The sequence below is a fragment of the Nonomuraea sp. NPDC005692 genome (assembly GCF_040631115.1).
In the GTDB taxonomy this organism is placed as follows: domain Bacteria; phylum Actinomycetota; class Actinomycetes; order Streptosporangiales; family Streptosporangiaceae; genus Nonomuraea.
In genome coordinates, this window is record NZ_JBEXYU010000003.1 from 248,780 (window position 1) to 263,936 (window position 15,157).

Genomic DNA, 15,157 nt, shown 5'->3' on the forward strand with positions numbered 1-15,157 from the left:
GGCGAGTAGGAGACCCGGGTGGACATCTCAGCCGCCGACGCCGCGCACATGGCGCGCGCCGTCGAGCTGGCCGCGCGAGGACACGGCGGCACCAGCCCGAACCCCGTCGTCGGCTGCGTCGTGCTGTCGGCCGCCGGGCAGGTCGTCGGCGAGGGCTTCCACGCGTACGCGGGCGGGCCGCACGCCGAGGTCGTGGCGCTGGCGCAGGCGGGCGAACAGGCGCGGGGCGGCACGGCGTACGTTACGCTGGAGCCCTGCGACCACACCGGCCGCACCGGGCCGTGCAGCCGGGCGCTGCTGGCCGCGGGCGTGGCCCGGGTGGTCGTCGCCGTGGCCGACCCCAACCCCAAGGCCGCCGGCGGCGCGGCGCGGCTGCGCGCGGCCGGGGTGAGCGTGACGCAGGGGGTGCTGGCCGAGGCGGCCGAGCGGGTCAACGAGGAATGGCTCACCTATGCCCGGCTCGGCAGGCCGCACGTGACCTGGAAGTTCGCCGCGACCCTCGACGGCAGGTCGGCCGCCGCCGACGGCACCAGCCAGTGGATCACCTCGCCGCAGGCGCGGGCCGACGTGCACCGGCTGCGCGCCGCCTCCGACGCGATCGTGGCCGGGATCGGCACCGTGCTCGCCGACGACCCCCACCTCACCGTCCGCCTGCCCGAGGACGTCGCGGCGGGCACCGGGGCGAACGTGGCGGAGGGCGACGCGGGGGCGCTGCTGGCCGGCAGCCCGCCGCTGGCCGGCCGGCCCCTGGGCGCCCGGCCGCCGCTGCGGGTCGTCGTGGACACCGAGGGCAGGACGCCGCCCGCGGCCCGCGTCCTCGACGACGAGGCCCCCACGCTGGTCGCCGTCGCCGACGACGCCGTGACGGGGCTCAAGGCCGGCCTGCTGCGCCTGCCCCGGCACGCGGAGGGCGGCCTCGACCTGCACGCCCTCCTGCGCGAGCTGGGCGCCCGCGAGGTGGTCGGCGTGTTCCTGGAAGGCGGTCCTGCCCTGGCCGGCGCGTTCCTGCGGCAGGGCCTCATCGACCGCGTGATCGCCTACCTCGCCCCCGCCCTCCTCGGCGAGGGCAGGGCCGCGCTCGGCCCGGCGGGCGTCGGCACGATCAGCGGCGCCCACCGCCTCACCTTCGACGAGTTTTCCCCCATCGGGCCGGATCTGCGGCTGACCGCGCGGCCCGCTCCGCATCAAGGCAGGGAGAAGTGATGTTCACCGGAATCATCGAGGAGAAGGGCGAAGTCGTCGCCATCGAGCCGGCGGGCGGCGGCGCCCGCCTGTCCGTACGCGGCCCGCTCGTCACCTCCGACGCCGCCCACGGGGACTCGATCGCCGTCAACGGCGTCTGCCTGACGGTCGTCGAGGTCAAGGACGACGTGTTCACCGTCGACGTCATCAGGGAGTCGCTCGACCGCAGCTCGCTCGGCGGCCTCACCGCCGGCTCGGCGGTCAACCTCGAACGGTCCGTACGCGCCGACCAGCGCCTCGGCGGCCACATCGTCCAGGGCCACGTCGACGGCACCGCCCGCCTGCTGTCCCGCGCCCCCGGCGAGAACTGGGACGACCTGCGCTTCTCCCTGCCCGGCCCGCTCAGCCGGTACGTGGCCGAGAAGGGCTCGATCGCCATCGACGGAATCAGCCTGACCGTCACGACGGTTGACGACGACAGCTTCGGCGTGAGCCTCATCCCGACCACGCTGAAGCTGACCACCATGGGCGACCGCCAGGTGGGCGACGTGGTGAACCTCGAGGTCGACGTGATCGCCAAGTATGTGGAGAGGCTGGTGGGCACCCGATGAGCTGGGTGGACGCATCGATTGACATCTTCGGTCTGCCGGTGAAGTGGACCGACCTGCTGGGCAACGTGTTCGCCCTCGCCACGGTGGCGTTCGCGATGCGCAAGTCCATGTGGACCTGGCCCGTGCAGTTCACCGGCTCGGTGCTGCTGTTCCTCGCCTCGATCAGCGCGCACGTCACCGGCAACGCGCTCAAGCAGGCCCTGTTCGCCGTGCTGGCCGTCTACGGGTGGTGGAAGTGGCGGCAGGGCACCCAGGAGCACGCCCTGTCCGTCCGGCCCGCCACGGGCGGCGAGCGGTGGCGGATGCTGGCGGCGCTCGCGGTGGGCACCGCGGTGGTGACGGTCCTGTTCAAGGCGTTCGACCTGTCGTGGTACCCGGGCGCGCCGGTGGCCGTCGTGGCCTCCGACGCCTACATCTTCGTCGGCGGCGCGGTCGCCACCTGGGCGCAGGGCCGCGCGCTGGTCGACTTCTGGATCGTCTGGGTGCTGGTCGACCTGGTGGGCGTGCCGGTGGCGTTCAACTCCGGCCTCTACGTCTCCGGCGCCGTCTACGCCGTGTTCTTCGTCATGGTCCTCACGGGCTTCGCCAAGTGGCTGCGCGAGTACCGCGCCGCCCGTCCGGAACTGGTGGCAGCGGCATGAGCGAGTTCAAGCTCGACCCGATCGAGCGGGCCATCGAGGACATCCGCAACGGCCGACCCGTCGTGGTCGTCGACGACGAGAACCGCGAGAACGAGGGCGACCTGATCTTCGCCGCCCAGAAGGCCACGCCGGAGCTGTGCACGTTCCTGATCCGGCACACCAGCGGCATGATCTGCGTGGCCATGGACGGCAAGGAGCTCGACCGGCTCGGGCTGCCGCTCATGGTGGCCCAGAACCGCGAACGCCTGCGCACCGCGTACACGGTCACCGTGGACGCCCGTGACGGCGTCACCACCGGCATCTCCGCCGCCGACCGCGCGAGGACCATCCGCACCCTCGCCGACTCGGCCACCGAGCCCAACGAGCTGGTCCGGCCCGGCCACGTCTTCCCGCTGCGCTACCGTGAGGGCGGCGTGCTGGCCCGGCGCGGCCACACCGAGGCGGCCGTCGACCTGGCCAAGCTCGCCGGGCTCTCGCCGGCCGGTGCGCTGGCCGAGGTGGTCAACGACGACGGCACCATGGCCAGGCTGCCCCAGCTGCGCCGCTTCGCCGACGAGCACGACCTGGCGCTGGTCTCCATCGAGCAGCTCGTCGACCACCGCCGCCGCGCCGAGAGCATGGTCACCAGGGTCGCCGAGACCCGGCTGCCCAACGCGTACGGCATGTGGCGGGCCTACGGCTACGCCAGCGCCCTCGACGGCGGCGAGCACGTCGCGCTGGTCTACGGAGACCTCGGCGGCGGCGACAACATCCTGGTCAGGGCCCATTCCGAGTGCCTGACCGGCGACGTGTTCGGTTCGCTGCGCTGCGACTGCGGCGTGCAGCTCGACCACGCCATGGGCGCCATCGCGCAGGAGGGCCGCGGCGTCGTCGTCTACCTGCGCGGCCACGAGGGCCGGGGCATCGGCCTGCTGGCCAAGCTCAAGGCCTACAGCCTCCAGGACAACGGCAGCGACACCGTCGACGCCAACGTCGAGCTGGGGCTGCCGGTGGACGCCCGCGAGTTCTCCAACGCCGGGCAGATCCTGGCCGACCTGGGCGTGCGCTCGGTGCGGCTGCTCACCAACAACCCGGCCAAGCTCAAGGGCATGGACGGCTACGGCATCAAGGTGCTCGGCCGCGAGCCCATGCCCGTGGCCCTGAACCCGCACAACGAGCGTTACCTGGAGGCCAAGCGCGAGCGGCTCGGCCATGACATCGCGGACATCGCGGCGGGCGTCCCGCACGACATCTCGGAGGCATCATGAGTGGCGAAGGCCGTCCCGGCGTGGCCGTGGTGGACGCGGCGGGCCTGGTCGTGGGCGTGGTGGCGGCCAGCTGGCACGCCAAGATCACCGACCAGCTCGTGGCGCGGGCCGTGCAGGCGTGCGACGACAGCGGCGCCACCGCGACCGTGGTCCGCGTGGCCGGCTCGCTGGAGATCCCCGTCGTGGCCCAGGCCCTGGCCCGGCGTTGTGACGCGGTGGTCGCCCTCGGCGCGGTCATCAAGGGCGAGACCGCCCATTTCGACTACGTCTGCGACTCGGTCACCAGCGGCCTGACCCGCGTCTCGCTCGACGAGGAGACACCCGTCGGCAACGGCGTGCTCACCTGCGAGACGATGGATCAGGCGCTCGACCGCTCCGGGCTGCCCGGCAGCAAGGAGGACAAGGGCTACGAGTCGGCCCTGGCCGCCCTGGAGACCGCCCTCCTCCTGAGGGACCTCCACTGACCTGCGGTAGGTTTCCCTCGTGCCCGAGCCCGTGACCCCGCCGCCCCTGCCCGTGACCTGGCGTCCCCGCCGGGGCCGGATCGTGCCCTACGCCTTCGCCCTGGTGGTGGTGGCGGGGGCGGTTCTCATGGCGGTCTTCATCGCCGACCCGTTCAAGCTGCCCGACCGGGTGGCGATCGTGGGCTTCGGCCTGGCGGTGGCGTACGTGCTGCACCTGCTGGGCCGGGTCCGGGTGGAGGCCGACGAGAAGGGCCTGACCGTCGTCAACGCCCTGCGCGTCCACCGCTACACCTGGCCCGAGGTCATCGACGTGACCCTCCTGGTGGGCGACCCGTGGCCGAAGATCGACTTCTCCGACGGCCGGACGATCGGCGCCATGGGCATCCAGGGCTCGGAGAAGGCCCGCGCCCGCCGGGCCACGGCCGAGCTGGCCGCGCTGATCCACGAGCGCGGCGAGGCGTCCGAGTCCGGCGACTGAACCGCGCGACTGAAACCCGTTCCGAGGGCGAGCCGATATCGCCGGAGCGGGGTTGCGACGTAGCCTGAAGGCGTGCTGCGGCGGACAATCAGGGCAATGGACATCGAGTCGCCGGACAAGCTCATCGAGCTGCTCGACCGGCACGACTACCTGGCCGACCGGGGGCTGGCCACGGCCGCCTTCCTGGCGCTGCGGATGGGGCGGCCGCTGTTCCTGGAGGGGGAGGCGGGCGTCGGCAAGACCGAGCTGGCCAAGACCCTCGGGACGCTGCTCAAGGCCCCGCTGATCCGGCTGCAGTGCTACGAGGGACTCGACGCGTCCCAGGCGCTGTACGACTGGGACTTCGCCCGCCAGCTCCTCCACCTCAAGGCCGCCGAGGCCGCCGGGATCACCGACGCCGCCCGGCTGGAGGGGGAGATCTACGACCGCCGCTTCCTGATCGCCCGTCCGCTGCTGAAGGCCGTGGAGACCCAGCCGAGCGTGCTGCTGGTGGACGAGATCGACCGGGCCGACGACGAGTTCGAGGCGTTCCTGCTCGAAGTGCTCTCCGACTTCACCGTCTCCATCCCCGAGCTGGGCACGATCAGGGCCGCGACGCCGCCGGTCGTCGTGGTGACCTCCAACCGCACCCGCGAGGTGCACGACGCGCTCAAGCGGCGCTGCCTCTACCACTGGCTGGAGCACCCGAGCTTCGACCGCGAGGTCGCGATCCTGCTGCGCCGCCTGCCCGGCTGCACCGAGGAGCTGGCTTTGCAGGTGGCACGGGCGGCCGAGCGGCTGCGCCGGGCCGACCTGGTCAAGCCGCCGGGCGTGGCCGAGACGCTCGACTGGACCGAGGCGCTGCTCACGCTCGGGGCCAGGGAGCTCGACCCCGACCTGGCCGCGGCCACCCTGGGCGCCGCGCTGAAGTACCGCGAGGACGTCGCCGCCGTCCTGGCCGACGGGCTGCTGTCCGGTGGATGAGCTGGTCCGGACCGTGACGGGCTTCGTCAGGACCTTGCGCGCGGCGGGCGTGGACGCCGACCACGAGCGGACGCGCAGCCTGCTGCAGGCCCTCGGCCACCTCGACGCCGGTGACCGGGACGCGTTCTACTGGGCCGGCCGGCTCACCCTGTGCGCCACGCCCGACGACCTGCCCCGCTACGACCGCTGCTTCGCCGCCTACTTCGGCGGGCGGCGGGCGGCGCCGGCCCGTACCGGGACGACCAGCGTCACCCGGCACCTGGCGGCCGGCGACGGTGAGGAGGCGGGCGCGGGCGAGGACGCCGCCGCCCCGGCCACGGCCAGCCGCGCCGAGGTGCTGCGGCACCGGGACGTCGCCCGGCTCACCGAGGCCGAACGGGCCGAGGTGCACCGCATGCTGGCCCTGCTCGGCCGCGGCCGGGCCGCGCGCCGGTCACGCCGTTTCGAGCGGGCCCACCGGGGCAGGCTGGACCAGCGTCGCACCGTGCGCGAGGCGCTGCGCAACGGCGAGGTGGCCCGGCTCCGCCGCCGCCGGCACACGACCAGGCCCCGGCAGGTGGTGCTGTTCGTGGACGTCAGCGGGTCGATGGCCCCCTACGCCGAGACCCTGCTGCGCTTCGCCCACGCGCTGGTCAGGAGCGAGCCGCGGGCCACGAGGGTCTACTCGGTCGGCACCCGGCTCACCGAGGTCACCGCCGAGCTGCGCCACCGCGACCCGGGTACGGCGCTGAACGCGGCGTCCGCGGCCATCCCCGACTGGAGCGGCGGGACCCGGCTCGGAGAGGAGTTCAAGGAGTACCTGATCCGTCACAGCGCCCGGGGGGCGATCGTGGTCATCGCCTCCGACGGCTGGGAACGCGGTGACCCCGCGCTCCTGGGCGCCCAGCTCGCCAGGCTGGCCCGGCAGGCGTACCGGCTCATCTGGGTCAATCCGCACAAGGGATATGAGGATTACCAGCCGCTGACCGGAGGCATGCGGGCCGCCCTGCCGTATCTGGACGATCTGGTGGCCGGGCACAGCCTGGCCGCCTACGAGGAACTCAGCGAAAGGCTCGCCCATGCGTGACGTGCTCCCGGAGATCATGCGGTGGTGGAGGTCGGGGCTCAGGTTCGGGCTGGCGACCGTGGTGAGCACGTTCAGCAGCGCGCCACGCCCGCCGGGCGCGGCGATGGCGGTGCGCGGCGACGAGGTGGTGGGCAGCGTCTCGGGCGGGTGCGTCGAGGGGGCGGTCTTCGAGCTGGCCTCGGAGGCCGACACCCCCGTCCTGCAGCGGTACGGCGTCAGCGACGACGACGCCTTCGCCGTCGGGCTGACCTGCGGCGGCATCATCGACATCCTGGTCGAGCCGGTCTCCATCGAGACCTTCCCCGAGCTGGGCGAGATCTTCGCCTCGGTCGAGGCGCACCAGCCGGTCGCCGTCGCCACCATCGTCGCCGGCCCCGGCCCGATCGGCGCCCGCCGGATCGTCTGGCCCGGCCGCTCCTCGGGCACCCTGGGCCTCGACCGCCTCGACGAGGCCGTGGACGACGACGCCCGCGGCATGCTCGCCCAGGGCCTGACCGGCATCAGGCACTACGGCGGGCACGGCGAGCGGCGGCTGGACGACCTGTCGGTGTTCGTCCAGTCGTTCGCGCCGCCGCCGCGCATGCTGGTCTTCGGCGCGATCGACTTCGCCGCGGCCGTCGCCAAGGTGGGCAAGTTCCTCGGCTACCACGTCACCGTCTGCGACGCCCGGCCGGTCTTCGCCACCCCCAAGCGGTTCCCCGAGGCCGACGAGGTGGTGGTCAAGTGGCCGCACGACTACCTGGCCTCGGTGCAGGTGGACGAGCGCACGGTGATCTGCGTGCTGACCCACGACCCCAAGTTCGACGTGCCGCTGCTGGAGGTGGCCCTGCGGACCGGGGCGGGCTACATCGGGGCCATGGGCTCGCGCCGTACGCACGAGGACCGGCTGGCCCGCCTGCGCGAGTCGGGGCTCACCGAGGCCGAGCTGGCCCGGCTGAGATCGCCCATCGGCCTCGACCTGGGCGCCCGCACGCCGGAGGAGACGGCCGTGTCGATCGCCGCCGAGCTGATCCAGCTGCGGTGGGGCGGCTCGGGCCGGCCCCTGTCGCAGACCGGCGGGCGCATCCACGGGGAGCCGGCGTGATCGCCGGGCTGCTGCTCGCCGCGGGGGAGGGCACCCGGCTGGGCACGCCCAAGGCGCTCGTGGAGTTCGGCGGTGAACGGCTGGTCGACCGCGGGGTGCGCCTGCTGGCGGAGGGCGGCTGCCATCCGGTGGTGGTCGTGCTGGGCGCGGCGACCGTACAGGTGCGCGGGGCGGTCAGCGTGCGCAACCCGGACTGGCGCACCGGCATGGGGTCCTCGCTGCGCGCCGGGCTGGCCGCGCTGCCGCCGGAGGCGACGGCCGTGGTGGTCGCGCTGGTGGACCAGCCCCTCGTCCGGGCCGGCGCGGTGCGGGCGCTGGCCGGCTCGGAGGCCGGGCTGGCGGTGGCCACGTACGGCGGGCGGCGGGCGAACCCGGTGCTGATCGCGCGCGAGCACTTCGCCGGGGTGGCGGAGCTGGCGGTGGGCGACGTGGGGGCGCGGGCGTTCATGAAGGCGCATCCCGGGCTGGTCACCGAGGTCGCCTGCGACGAGCACGGCGACCCGGCCGACATCGACACGCCGCGGGACCTGGAGCTGCTGGAAGGCCGCTAGAAACGCAGCGAGGCGATCGCCGCGCGGTGGTCGCTGCCGGTCGCCGGGGCCACCCCCGCCCTGGTCGCCGTCATGCCCCTGAACAGGATGTGGTCGGGCCGGGTGATCGGGAACTCGGCCGGCCAGGTGAACCCGAACCCGTCGCCGGCCACGCTCTGGGCGTCGGTCAGCGGCGGGGTCAGCCCGCGCATGCCGCGGTCGGTGGTGGCGGTGTTGAGGTCGCCGAGCAGCAGGACGCGCTTGCTGGGGTCGGCGTCGACGAGCCGGCGGGCGTGGGCCAGGGAGGCGTCGCGGGAGGCGGTGTGGCCGGGCCTGGCCGAGGCCAGGTGCATGACGTAGACGGTGACCTTGCCCTTGGGGGTGCTCACCACCGCGCGCAGCGCCCGCGGCCAGCCCATGCCGACGTCGAGCGGGCGGGTCTCGCTGATCGGGTAGCGGCTCCACAGGCCGACCGTGCTGACCGGGTAGTGGTAGCGGAACATCTTGTTGAGCTGCTTGGCCGCGGGCCCGCCGGGGGTCAGCTCCTGGGCGGCCAGCAGGTCGAGCTCTTCGGCGATGGCCTTGACCGCCTCGCCGGACGCGCTGTTGCGCACGCCCACGTTGACCGTGCCGACGGCCAGGTCGCTGGGGCCGCCGGGCGGCGCGGCGAGCAGCGTGGAGCCGAACATCGCCGCCCACACCAGGCCGGGCGCCAGCGCCGCGAGCGCGGCCGCCCTGGACCGCGCCAGCAGGGCGAGGAGCAGCAGCAGCGGCACCGCCACCCCCATCCAGGGCAGCAGGCTCTCCAGGACGGGCGTGAACCCGCCGAGCGCCGGGATCAGCGAATGACCCGCCAGGGCCAGGGCGACCACTGCGGAGGCGATGACGACGACCCGGCTCAGCACCCGAACCAGGCTAGTGCTTCGCCGTGCGACACGCCGACACGCTAACCTGTTGACGTCGCAACGGAACAACATTCGGTTCATCGGGAGCCCGGCATGCGCATCGGTATGGCACTCAACTACTCGGGCGGTTTCAAGGAGACGGTCGCCGAGCTGGCCGACTACGAGAAGGCGGGCCTCGACATCGTCTTCGTGGCCGAGGCGTACAGCTTCGACGCCGTCAGCCAGATGGGGTACATCGCGGCCAAGACCGAGCGGGTGCAGATCGCCTCGGGCATCCTGCCGATCTACTCCCGTACGCCGACGTTGCTGGCCATGACCGCCGCGGGCATGGACTTCGTCTCCGACGGGCGCTTCACGCTGGGCATCGGGACGTCGGGGCCGCAGGTCATCGAGGGCTTCCACGGGGTGCCGTACACCGCGCCGATCGGGCGTACCAGGGAGGTCATCGAGATCTGCCGCAAGGTGTGGCGGCGCGAGCGGCTGGAGCACGCGGGCCGCAACTACCAGGTGCCGCTGCCCGCCGGGGAGGGCACCGGCCTGGGCAAGCCGCTGAAGATCATCAACCACCCGGTGCGCCCGCGCATCCCGATCGTGGTCGCCGCCATCGGCCCCAAGAACGTGGAGATGACCGCCGAGCTGGCCGAGGGCTGGGAGCCGATCTTCTACTACCCGGAGAAGGCCGCCGACGTGTGGGGCCCCTCGCTGGCCGCCGGCCGGGCGAAGCGCGACCCCGAGCTGGGCGAGCTCGACGTGATCGCCCAGGCGGCGCTGGCCATCGGCGACGACGTGGCCGGGCTGCGCGAGTTCGGCCGGGCGATGGCGGCCCTGTACATCGGCGGCATGGGCGCCAAGGGCAAGAACTTCTACAACGACCTGGCCCGGCGCTACGGCTACGAGAAGGAGGCCGAGCAGATCCAGGACCTCTACCTGGAGGGCAAGAAGGACGAGGCCGCCGCGCTGGTGCCCGCCGAGCTGCTGGAGAACATGTCGCTGATCGGCAGCGAGGGCTTCGTCCGCGACCGGATCGCGGCGCTGAAGGAGTCGGGGGTGACGACGCTCAACGTCGCGCCGCTCGGCCGTACCCACGAGGAGCGCGTCCGTCTGCTGGAGAAGGTCAAGGAGCTGGCCACCTGATCGGACGGGCTCCGGAGGGGGTGTGACGCACGTCACAATGCCGGGCGGGAATATGCCCCGTTTCGCATGGTGTTGTACGTCCTCGTGAGGTTCTCTGTGGTCATCGTGCGGCTCGTCGAGCGTCTGCACGTGGATCTGTGCCGTCTGCACGGATCCCTCTGTCGCTGATCGGCGCGTCCCCCAGACTCCCCCCTTCCTCACCCGCATGCCCCCCTCTGCTGTGGCATGCCCGACTTCCGGAGCCTTCCTCCCGTGAAGAGATTCACCTTCTCCCTTCAGCTGCTGCTCGGCCTCGCGGCCGGCGTCGCCCTGGGGTTCGTCGCCAAGATCTGGGACGTGGCCTGGCTGGCCGAGACGCTGACCCAGGTCGGCAAGATCTTCGTCCAGCTCCTCAAGCTGGCCGTGCCGCCGCTGGTGTTCACCGCCGTGCTGGTCAGCGTGGCCAACCTGCGCAACGTCAACGGCGCCGCCCGCCTGGCCTCCAAGACCCTGCTGTGGTTCCTGATCACCGCGTTCGTCTCGGTGGCCTTCGCCATCGCGCTCGGCCTGATCATCAACCCGGGCCAGGGCGTCACCCTCGACACCGGCGCGGCCAAGGCCGTCGACACCGAGGGCGCCGGCACCTGGCTCGACTTCGTCACCGGCATCCTGCCCACCAACATCGTCACGGCCTTCACCGAGGTGAACGTCCTCCAGATCGTCTTCCTGGGGGTCGTCCTCGGCGCGGCGGCCCTGGCGGTGGGCGAGAAGGCCGAGCCGTTCCTCAACCTCAGCCGTTCGGTGCTCGAACTGGTGCAGAAGGCCCTGTGGTGGGTCATCCGCCTGGCCCCGATCGGCACCGCCGGCCTCATCGGCAAGGCCGTCTCCACGTACGGCTGGGACCTGCTGGCCCCGCTGGCCAAGTTCAGCGTCGGCGTGTACGTCGGCTGCTTCATCGTCCTGCTGGCCGTGTACCCGACGCTGCTCGCGGTCTGGGGCAAGGTCAACCCGATCACGTTCTTCCGCAACGCCTGGCCCGCCATCGAGCTGGCCTTCGTCTCCCGTTCCTCGGTCGGCACGCTGCCCCTGACCCAGCGCGTCACCGTCGAGCGCAACGGCGTGGACCGTGACTACGCCTCCTTCGCGGTGCCCTTCGGCGCCACCACCAAGATGGACGGCTGCGCCTCGGTCTACCCGGCGCTCGCCGCGATCTTCGTGGCCCAGGTGTTCGGCGTGCACCTCGGTGTGGGGGACTACCTGCTGATCGCGTTCGTCTCGGTCGTCGGCTCGGCCGCCACCGCCGGTCTGACCGGCGCGATCGTCATGCTGACGCTCACGCTGAGCACGCTGGGCCTGCCGCTCGAAGGCGTCGGCCTGCTGCTGGCGATCGACCCGATCCTCGACATGATCCGCACCGCGACCAACGTGGCCGGCCAGATGGTCGTCCCGGTCCTGGTGGCCCGCTCGGAGGGCCGCCTGGACGACGCGGTCTTCAACGCGCCGCCGCAGCCGCTCGACGACGCCCCGGCCGCGGCCGCCCGCACGCCGCGCGCGCCGGAGCCCGCGACGGCCTGACCGGAACTGCGCTGAGGGCGGGTGGCCGTACGGCCACCCGCCCTCAGCCGTAGGTGAGCAGGTCCCCGGGCTGACAGCCCAGGGCCTCGCACAGCCGGGTCAGCGTGGCGAAGCGGATGGCCTTGGCGTGGCCGTTCTTGCGTATCGACAGGTTGACGACGGTGATCTCGACCTCGTCGAGCCGGGCCACGCCCCGGCGGCCTGCGCCGCCGTGCCGAGCCCGGCCGACACGAGCGAACCGGCGATCAGGATCCAGCCCGGCCGCCGCAGGTGCCCGGCCGTCACCGCGGAGAACAGCGCCCGGTCGCCCGACCGAGCCCTGTGCAACGCGCGGACCACGGTGTACGGCGCGAGCACGCCGTTGGCCGTGCCGAACACGGCGATCAGGACGGTGGCGCCCGCGGCGGTGCGAAGTGTGGATCATGGGGCGGGGAGGGGCTGGAGGGCCCTATGGTGGGTCGGAAATAGCCCACTTTTCGAGTTTTTGGCGGGGATATGTCCGACGCTACGCCTTCGATGGTCGCCGACCGGTACCGGCTTGACGAGCTCATCGGCAGCGGTCCGATGGGTGAGGTGTGGCGGGCCTACGACACCCGCGCCGACTGGGTCGTTGCCGTGAAGATCCTGGGCGCCGGCGCGGCCGGCGAGGCCGCCAGGGAGGCGCTGAAGCAGCACGCCCAGGCGGTGGCCAGGGTGATCCACCCCAACGTGGCCATGGTCCTCGACGTGGGCGACCAGGAGGGCGCCCCCTTCCTGGTGACCGAGTTCCTCACCGGGACCAGCGTGGGGGAGGACCTGGCGGCCGAGGGGCCCATGCCGATCGTCGAGGTGTGCGACCTGGTCGGCCAGGCGGCCGCGGGGCTGGACGCCGCGCACCGCGCCGGGGTGTTCCACGGGCAGATCGACTCCGGCAGCTTCCGGCGGGCGGCCAGCGGCGTGCTGAAGGTCGTCGGGTTCGGGTTGCCGGATGAGGAGCCGTCCCAGGCCGAACGCCGCTACCTCGCCCCTGAGCGGGCCTCCGGCCGTCCCGCCACGGCCGCCGCCGACCTGTACGCCCTCGGCGCCGTCTGCTACGAGCTCCTCTGCGGCCGCCCGCCGGCCGCCACCCCTGACATTCCGGTAACCGGCATGCGCGCCACCCCGCCGCCCTCCGCTGCGTCCCCCGGCGCGTCCCCCGAAGCCGGGGTCCCTGGAGCCGAGGCCCCCGGAAGTGCGGGCGCCGGGCAGGGGGTCGTCCCGCCCAGCGCGATCCGGCCCGAGATCCCCGCCGAGCTGGACCGGCTCGTCCTCGCGATGCTCGCGCCCGACCCCGCCAGGCGGCCCTCGGGCGGCGAGCCCGTCCGCCGGGCACTGGCCGCCATCGCCCGGCCCGGCGCGGCTCCGGGAGCGGCCCCCACGGCCCCGAACCCCGCCGCCGCGAACCCCGCCGGAGCCCCGGCGGGCCGGCCGGGCGACACCCGGGTCTACGACTTCAACGGAGTTCCGCGGGCCGGCGACACCGCCGTCTACGAGTCGGCCGAGCTGGACTCGGCGCCGCCGCGTACCGGCAACAAGCTGCTGATCCAGATGGGGATCGCCGTCGCGGTCATCGCGGTGGTGACCGTCGCCATGGTGTTGTGGGCCGGCTCCCGCAAGGAGACCCCGGTGGCCGAGCCGAGCGCCAGCGCGCCCCCCACCCCCGTCCTGTCCCCGGACGCCACGTTGACCGCCGGCCCGACCCCCGGACTCACCGAGGCCAGTCCCACCGACCTCACCCCGGGCGACACGCCCACCGGCCTGGTCCAGACCGTCGGCCCCAAGGTGACCCTGGGCCGGGGGCAGACCCCGGCGGGCGGCTGGGACCACTGGCTGGTGAAGTTCGACGAGGCGGTGACGGCCCAGGAGGACATCGGCGACATCAACCCCCGCGTCGCCGAGAAGGTCCACGACAAGCTCAGGAAGGCCGCCAAGAAGCTCCAGGACGGCCATTTCGAGCCCGCCCGCGGCCAGATCGCCGGCGTCTACCAGGACCTGCGCAACGCCCAGGCGAAGGGCGACGCCCCCCTGTCGGGCCCGCTCGCCTCCTTCCTGAACGACTTCGCCCTCTCCTGACCGGCGCGGGGGAGGGAGACGCGACGCGGGGGGACGGCGCGCACTTTCCCCTCCCTGACCGGGGGTGGGGGAGGGGGTGGGGCGCGCGTACATTGGCGGGATGACCATCGACCACGCGGCGCGCCGGGCACGCCTGGCCGCCGCGCTGCCCGCCCACAAGGTCCCCGCGCTCCTCGTCACCTCCCCCGTCAACGTCCGCTATCTCACCGGGCTGGTCAGCTCGAACGCGGCCGTCCTGGTCAGGGCGGACGGCTCGGCGCTGCTGGCGACCGACAACCGCTACATCGACAAGACCCGCGCCCTCGACGTGCCCGCGGTCGAGGCGTCCGACGTGGCCGGCCGGCTGGCCGCGCCGGGCGTGGGCATCGAGGCCGCCGCCATGACCGTGGCCACCTTCCGCCGCCTGGAGGCGGGCCTGGGCGAGGGCGGCAAGGGCGAGGGGCGCGAAGGCGGCGAGGGCGAGGGCGGGGGCCTGGTGCCGCTCGGCCCGGTGGTCGAGGAGCTGCGCGCGGTCAAGGACGAGGCGGAGCTGGAGCTCATCCGCACCGCCTGCGCCCTGACCGACCAGGCCTTCGCCGACGTGCTCCCGCTGATCGCGCCGGGCCTCACCGAACGCGCCCTGGCCCGCCTCCTGGACAACCGCATGACCGAGCTGGGCGCCGACAAGCCGGCGTTCGACACGATCGTCGCCGCCGGCGAGAACGGCGCGATCCCGCACCACGCCCCCACCGACCGCGAGCTGCGCGCCGGCGACCTGGTCACGATGGACTTCGGCGCCCGCTACCACGGCTACCACGCCGACATGACCAGGACGGTCTGCCTGGGCACGCCCGCCGCGTGGCAGCACGACCTGTACGACCTGGTCAGGCGCGCCCAGCGGGCCGGCCGGCACGCCCTCGCCCCGGGGGCCGCGGCCAAGGACGTCGACGCCGCCGCCCGCGGCCTGATCGAGGCGGCGGGCCACGGCGAGCACTTCCGGCACGGCCTGGGCCACGGCGTCGGCCTGGAGATCCACGAGGACCCGTTCCTGGGCCCCTCCAGGACCGGTAGACTAGAGGATCGAGTTCCGATCACCGTCGAGCCTGGGATCTACCTCCCCGAGCGGGGCGGGGTTCGCATCGAGGACACCCTCGTGACCCGTGAGGGCGGGCCGGAACTTTTCACCAAGACCACCAAGGAGCTGCTCGTCCTTTAGAGCGGCCACACG

Annotated in this window: 16 protein-coding genes; 14 read left to right on the forward strand and 2 right to left on the reverse strand. The window is 73.3% G+C overall.

The window, feature by feature from the left end:
* Window positions 1–18 precede the first annotated feature (18 nt).
* The 10 genes from ribD (at window position 19) to ABZ459_RS09470 (ending at window position 8,287) form a co-directional block, all read left to right on the forward strand.
* Window positions 19–1,203, forward strand: a complete 1,185-nt coding sequence (gene ribD, locus ABZ459_RS09425; RefSeq protein WP_357967983.1) for a bifunctional diaminohydroxyphosphoribosylaminopyrimidine deaminase/5-amino-6-(5-phosphoribosylamino)uracil reductase RibD — start codon at window positions 19–21, stop codon at window positions 1,201–1,203.
* Window positions 1,203–1,793: a riboflavin synthase gene (locus ABZ459_RS09430; RefSeq protein WP_357967986.1), complete on the forward strand. Its 591-nt coding sequence runs from the start codon at window positions 1,203–1,205 to the stop codon at window positions 1,791–1,793. The genes ribD and ABZ459_RS09430 overlap by 1 nt, the downstream gene beginning before the upstream one ends.
* Window positions 1,790–2,434, forward strand: coding sequence for a nicotinamide mononucleotide transporter family protein (locus ABZ459_RS09435; protein ID WP_357967989.1), 645 nt, complete (start codon window positions 1,790–1,792; stop codon window positions 2,432–2,434). Before ABZ459_RS09430 ends, ABZ459_RS09435 begins: the two co-directional genes overlap by 4 nt.
* A complete protein-coding gene (locus ABZ459_RS09440; RefSeq protein ID WP_357967992.1) occupies window positions 2,431–3,681 on the forward strand; it encodes a bifunctional 3,4-dihydroxy-2-butanone-4-phosphate synthase/GTP cyclohydrolase II in 1,251 nt (416 codons plus the stop codon). Before ABZ459_RS09435 ends, ABZ459_RS09440 begins: the two co-directional genes overlap by 4 nt.
* Window positions 3,678–4,145 carry a 6,7-dimethyl-8-ribityllumazine synthase gene (gene ribH, locus ABZ459_RS09445; protein WP_357967995.1) on the forward strand — a complete coding sequence of 156 codons (468 nt, stop codon included), beginning with the start codon at window positions 3,678–3,680 and terminating at the stop codon, window positions 4,143–4,145. The genes ABZ459_RS09440 and ribH overlap by 4 nt, the downstream gene beginning before the upstream one ends.
* A gap of 19 nt (window positions 4,146–4,164) precedes the next feature.
* On the forward strand, window positions 4,165–4,623 hold the full coding sequence (locus ABZ459_RS09450) for a PH domain-containing protein (RefSeq protein WP_357967998.1): 459 nt from the start codon (window positions 4,165–4,167) through the stop codon (window positions 4,621–4,623).
* Window positions 4,624–4,719: 96 nt separating this feature from the next.
* A complete protein-coding gene (locus ABZ459_RS09455) occupies window positions 4,720–5,586 on the forward strand; it encodes a MoxR family ATPase (RefSeq protein ID WP_357968000.1) in 867 nt (288 codons plus the stop codon).
* On the forward strand, window positions 5,579–6,652 hold the full coding sequence (locus ABZ459_RS09460) for a VWA domain-containing protein (protein WP_357968003.1): 1,074 nt from the start codon (window positions 5,579–5,581) through the stop codon (window positions 6,650–6,652). The genes ABZ459_RS09455 and ABZ459_RS09460 overlap by 8 nt, the downstream gene beginning before the upstream one ends.
* Window positions 6,645–7,736, forward strand: coding sequence for an XdhC/CoxI family protein (locus ABZ459_RS09465; RefSeq protein ID WP_357968006.1), 1,092 nt, complete (start codon window positions 6,645–6,647; stop codon window positions 7,734–7,736). Before ABZ459_RS09460 ends, ABZ459_RS09465 begins: the two co-directional genes overlap by 8 nt.
* Window positions 7,736–8,287, forward strand: a complete 552-nt coding sequence (locus tag ABZ459_RS09470) for a nucleotidyltransferase family protein (protein ID WP_357968493.1) — start codon at window positions 7,736–7,738, stop codon at window positions 8,285–8,287. The genes ABZ459_RS09465 and ABZ459_RS09470 overlap by 1 nt, the downstream gene beginning before the upstream one ends.
* Here ABZ459_RS09470 and ABZ459_RS09475 read toward each other — a convergent pair.
* On the reverse strand, window positions 8,284–9,171 hold the full coding sequence (locus ABZ459_RS09475; RefSeq protein ID WP_357968009.1) for an endonuclease/exonuclease/phosphatase family protein: 888 nt from the start codon (window positions 9,169–9,171) through the stop codon (window positions 8,284–8,286). The genes ABZ459_RS09470 and ABZ459_RS09475 overlap by 4 nt on opposite strands.
* A 93-nt stretch (window positions 9,172–9,264) precedes the next feature.
* Here ABZ459_RS09475 and ABZ459_RS09480 point away from each other — a divergent pair, with 93 nt between their 5' ends.
* Window positions 9,265–10,305: an LLM class F420-dependent oxidoreductase gene (locus ABZ459_RS09480; RefSeq protein WP_357968010.1), complete on the forward strand. Its 1,041-nt coding sequence runs from the start codon at window positions 9,265–9,267 to the stop codon at window positions 10,303–10,305.
* Between the two features lie 252 nt (window positions 10,306–10,557).
* Window positions 10,558–11,859, forward strand: coding sequence for a dicarboxylate/amino acid:cation symporter (locus tag ABZ459_RS09485; protein ID WP_357968013.1), 1,302 nt, complete (start codon window positions 10,558–10,560; stop codon window positions 11,857–11,859).
* 43 nt (window positions 11,860–11,902) lie between these two features.
* Here ABZ459_RS09485 and ABZ459_RS09490 read toward each other — a convergent pair whose 3' ends face one another.
* Window positions 11,903–12,115 (reverse strand): helix-turn-helix domain-containing protein, encoded by a 213-nt coding sequence (locus ABZ459_RS09490; RefSeq protein ID WP_357968496.1) that lies wholly within the window; start codon window positions 12,113–12,115, stop codon window positions 11,903–11,905.
* A 260-nt stretch (window positions 12,116–12,375) separates the two neighbouring features.
* Here ABZ459_RS09490 and ABZ459_RS09495 point away from each other — a divergent pair, with 260 nt between their 5' ends.
* A complete protein-coding gene (locus tag ABZ459_RS09495; protein WP_357968014.1) occupies window positions 12,376–13,950 on the forward strand; it encodes a protein kinase in 1,575 nt (524 codons plus the stop codon).
* A 100-nt stretch (window positions 13,951–14,050) separates the two neighbouring features.
* A complete protein-coding gene (locus tag ABZ459_RS09500) occupies window positions 14,051–15,145 on the forward strand; it encodes an aminopeptidase P family protein (RefSeq protein WP_357968016.1) in 1,095 nt (364 codons plus the stop codon).
* The last annotated feature ends 12 nt before the right edge of the window (window positions 15,146–15,157 follow it).

Bases quoted from the DNA above. Each gene is read 5' to 3' on its own strand.
- ABZ459_RS09455 (WP_357968000.1), top strand. From the start codon at position 4,720: ATGGACATCGAGTCGCCGGACAAGCTCATCGAGCTGCTCGACCGGCAC.
- ABZ459_RS09480 (WP_357968010.1), top strand. From the start codon at position 9,265: ATGCGCATCGGTATGGCACTCAACTACTCGGGCGGTTTCAAGGAGACG.
- ABZ459_RS09430 (WP_357967986.1), top strand. From the start codon at position 1,203: ATGTTCACCGGAATCATCGAGGAGAAGGGCGAAGTCGTCGCCATCGAG.
- ABZ459_RS09500 (WP_357968016.1), top strand. From the start codon at position 14,051: ATGACCATCGACCACGCGGCGCGCCGGGCACGCCTGGCCGCCGCGCTG.
- ribH (WP_357967995.1), top strand. From the start codon at position 3,678: ATGAGTGGCGAAGGCCGTCCCGGCGTGGCCGTGGTGGACGCGGCGGGC.
- ABZ459_RS09495 (WP_357968014.1), top strand. From the start codon at position 12,376: ATGGTCGCCGACCGGTACCGGCTTGACGAGCTCATCGGCAGCGGTCCG.
- ABZ459_RS09465 (WP_357968006.1), top strand. From the start codon at position 6,645: ATGCGTGACGTGCTCCCGGAGATCATGCGGTGGTGGAGGTCGGGGCTC.
- ABZ459_RS09435 (WP_357967989.1), top strand. From the start codon at position 1,790: ATGAGCTGGGTGGACGCATCGATTGACATCTTCGGTCTGCCGGTGAAG.
- ABZ459_RS09440 (WP_357967992.1), top strand. From the start codon at position 2,431: ATGAGCGAGTTCAAGCTCGACCCGATCGAGCGGGCCATCGAGGACATC.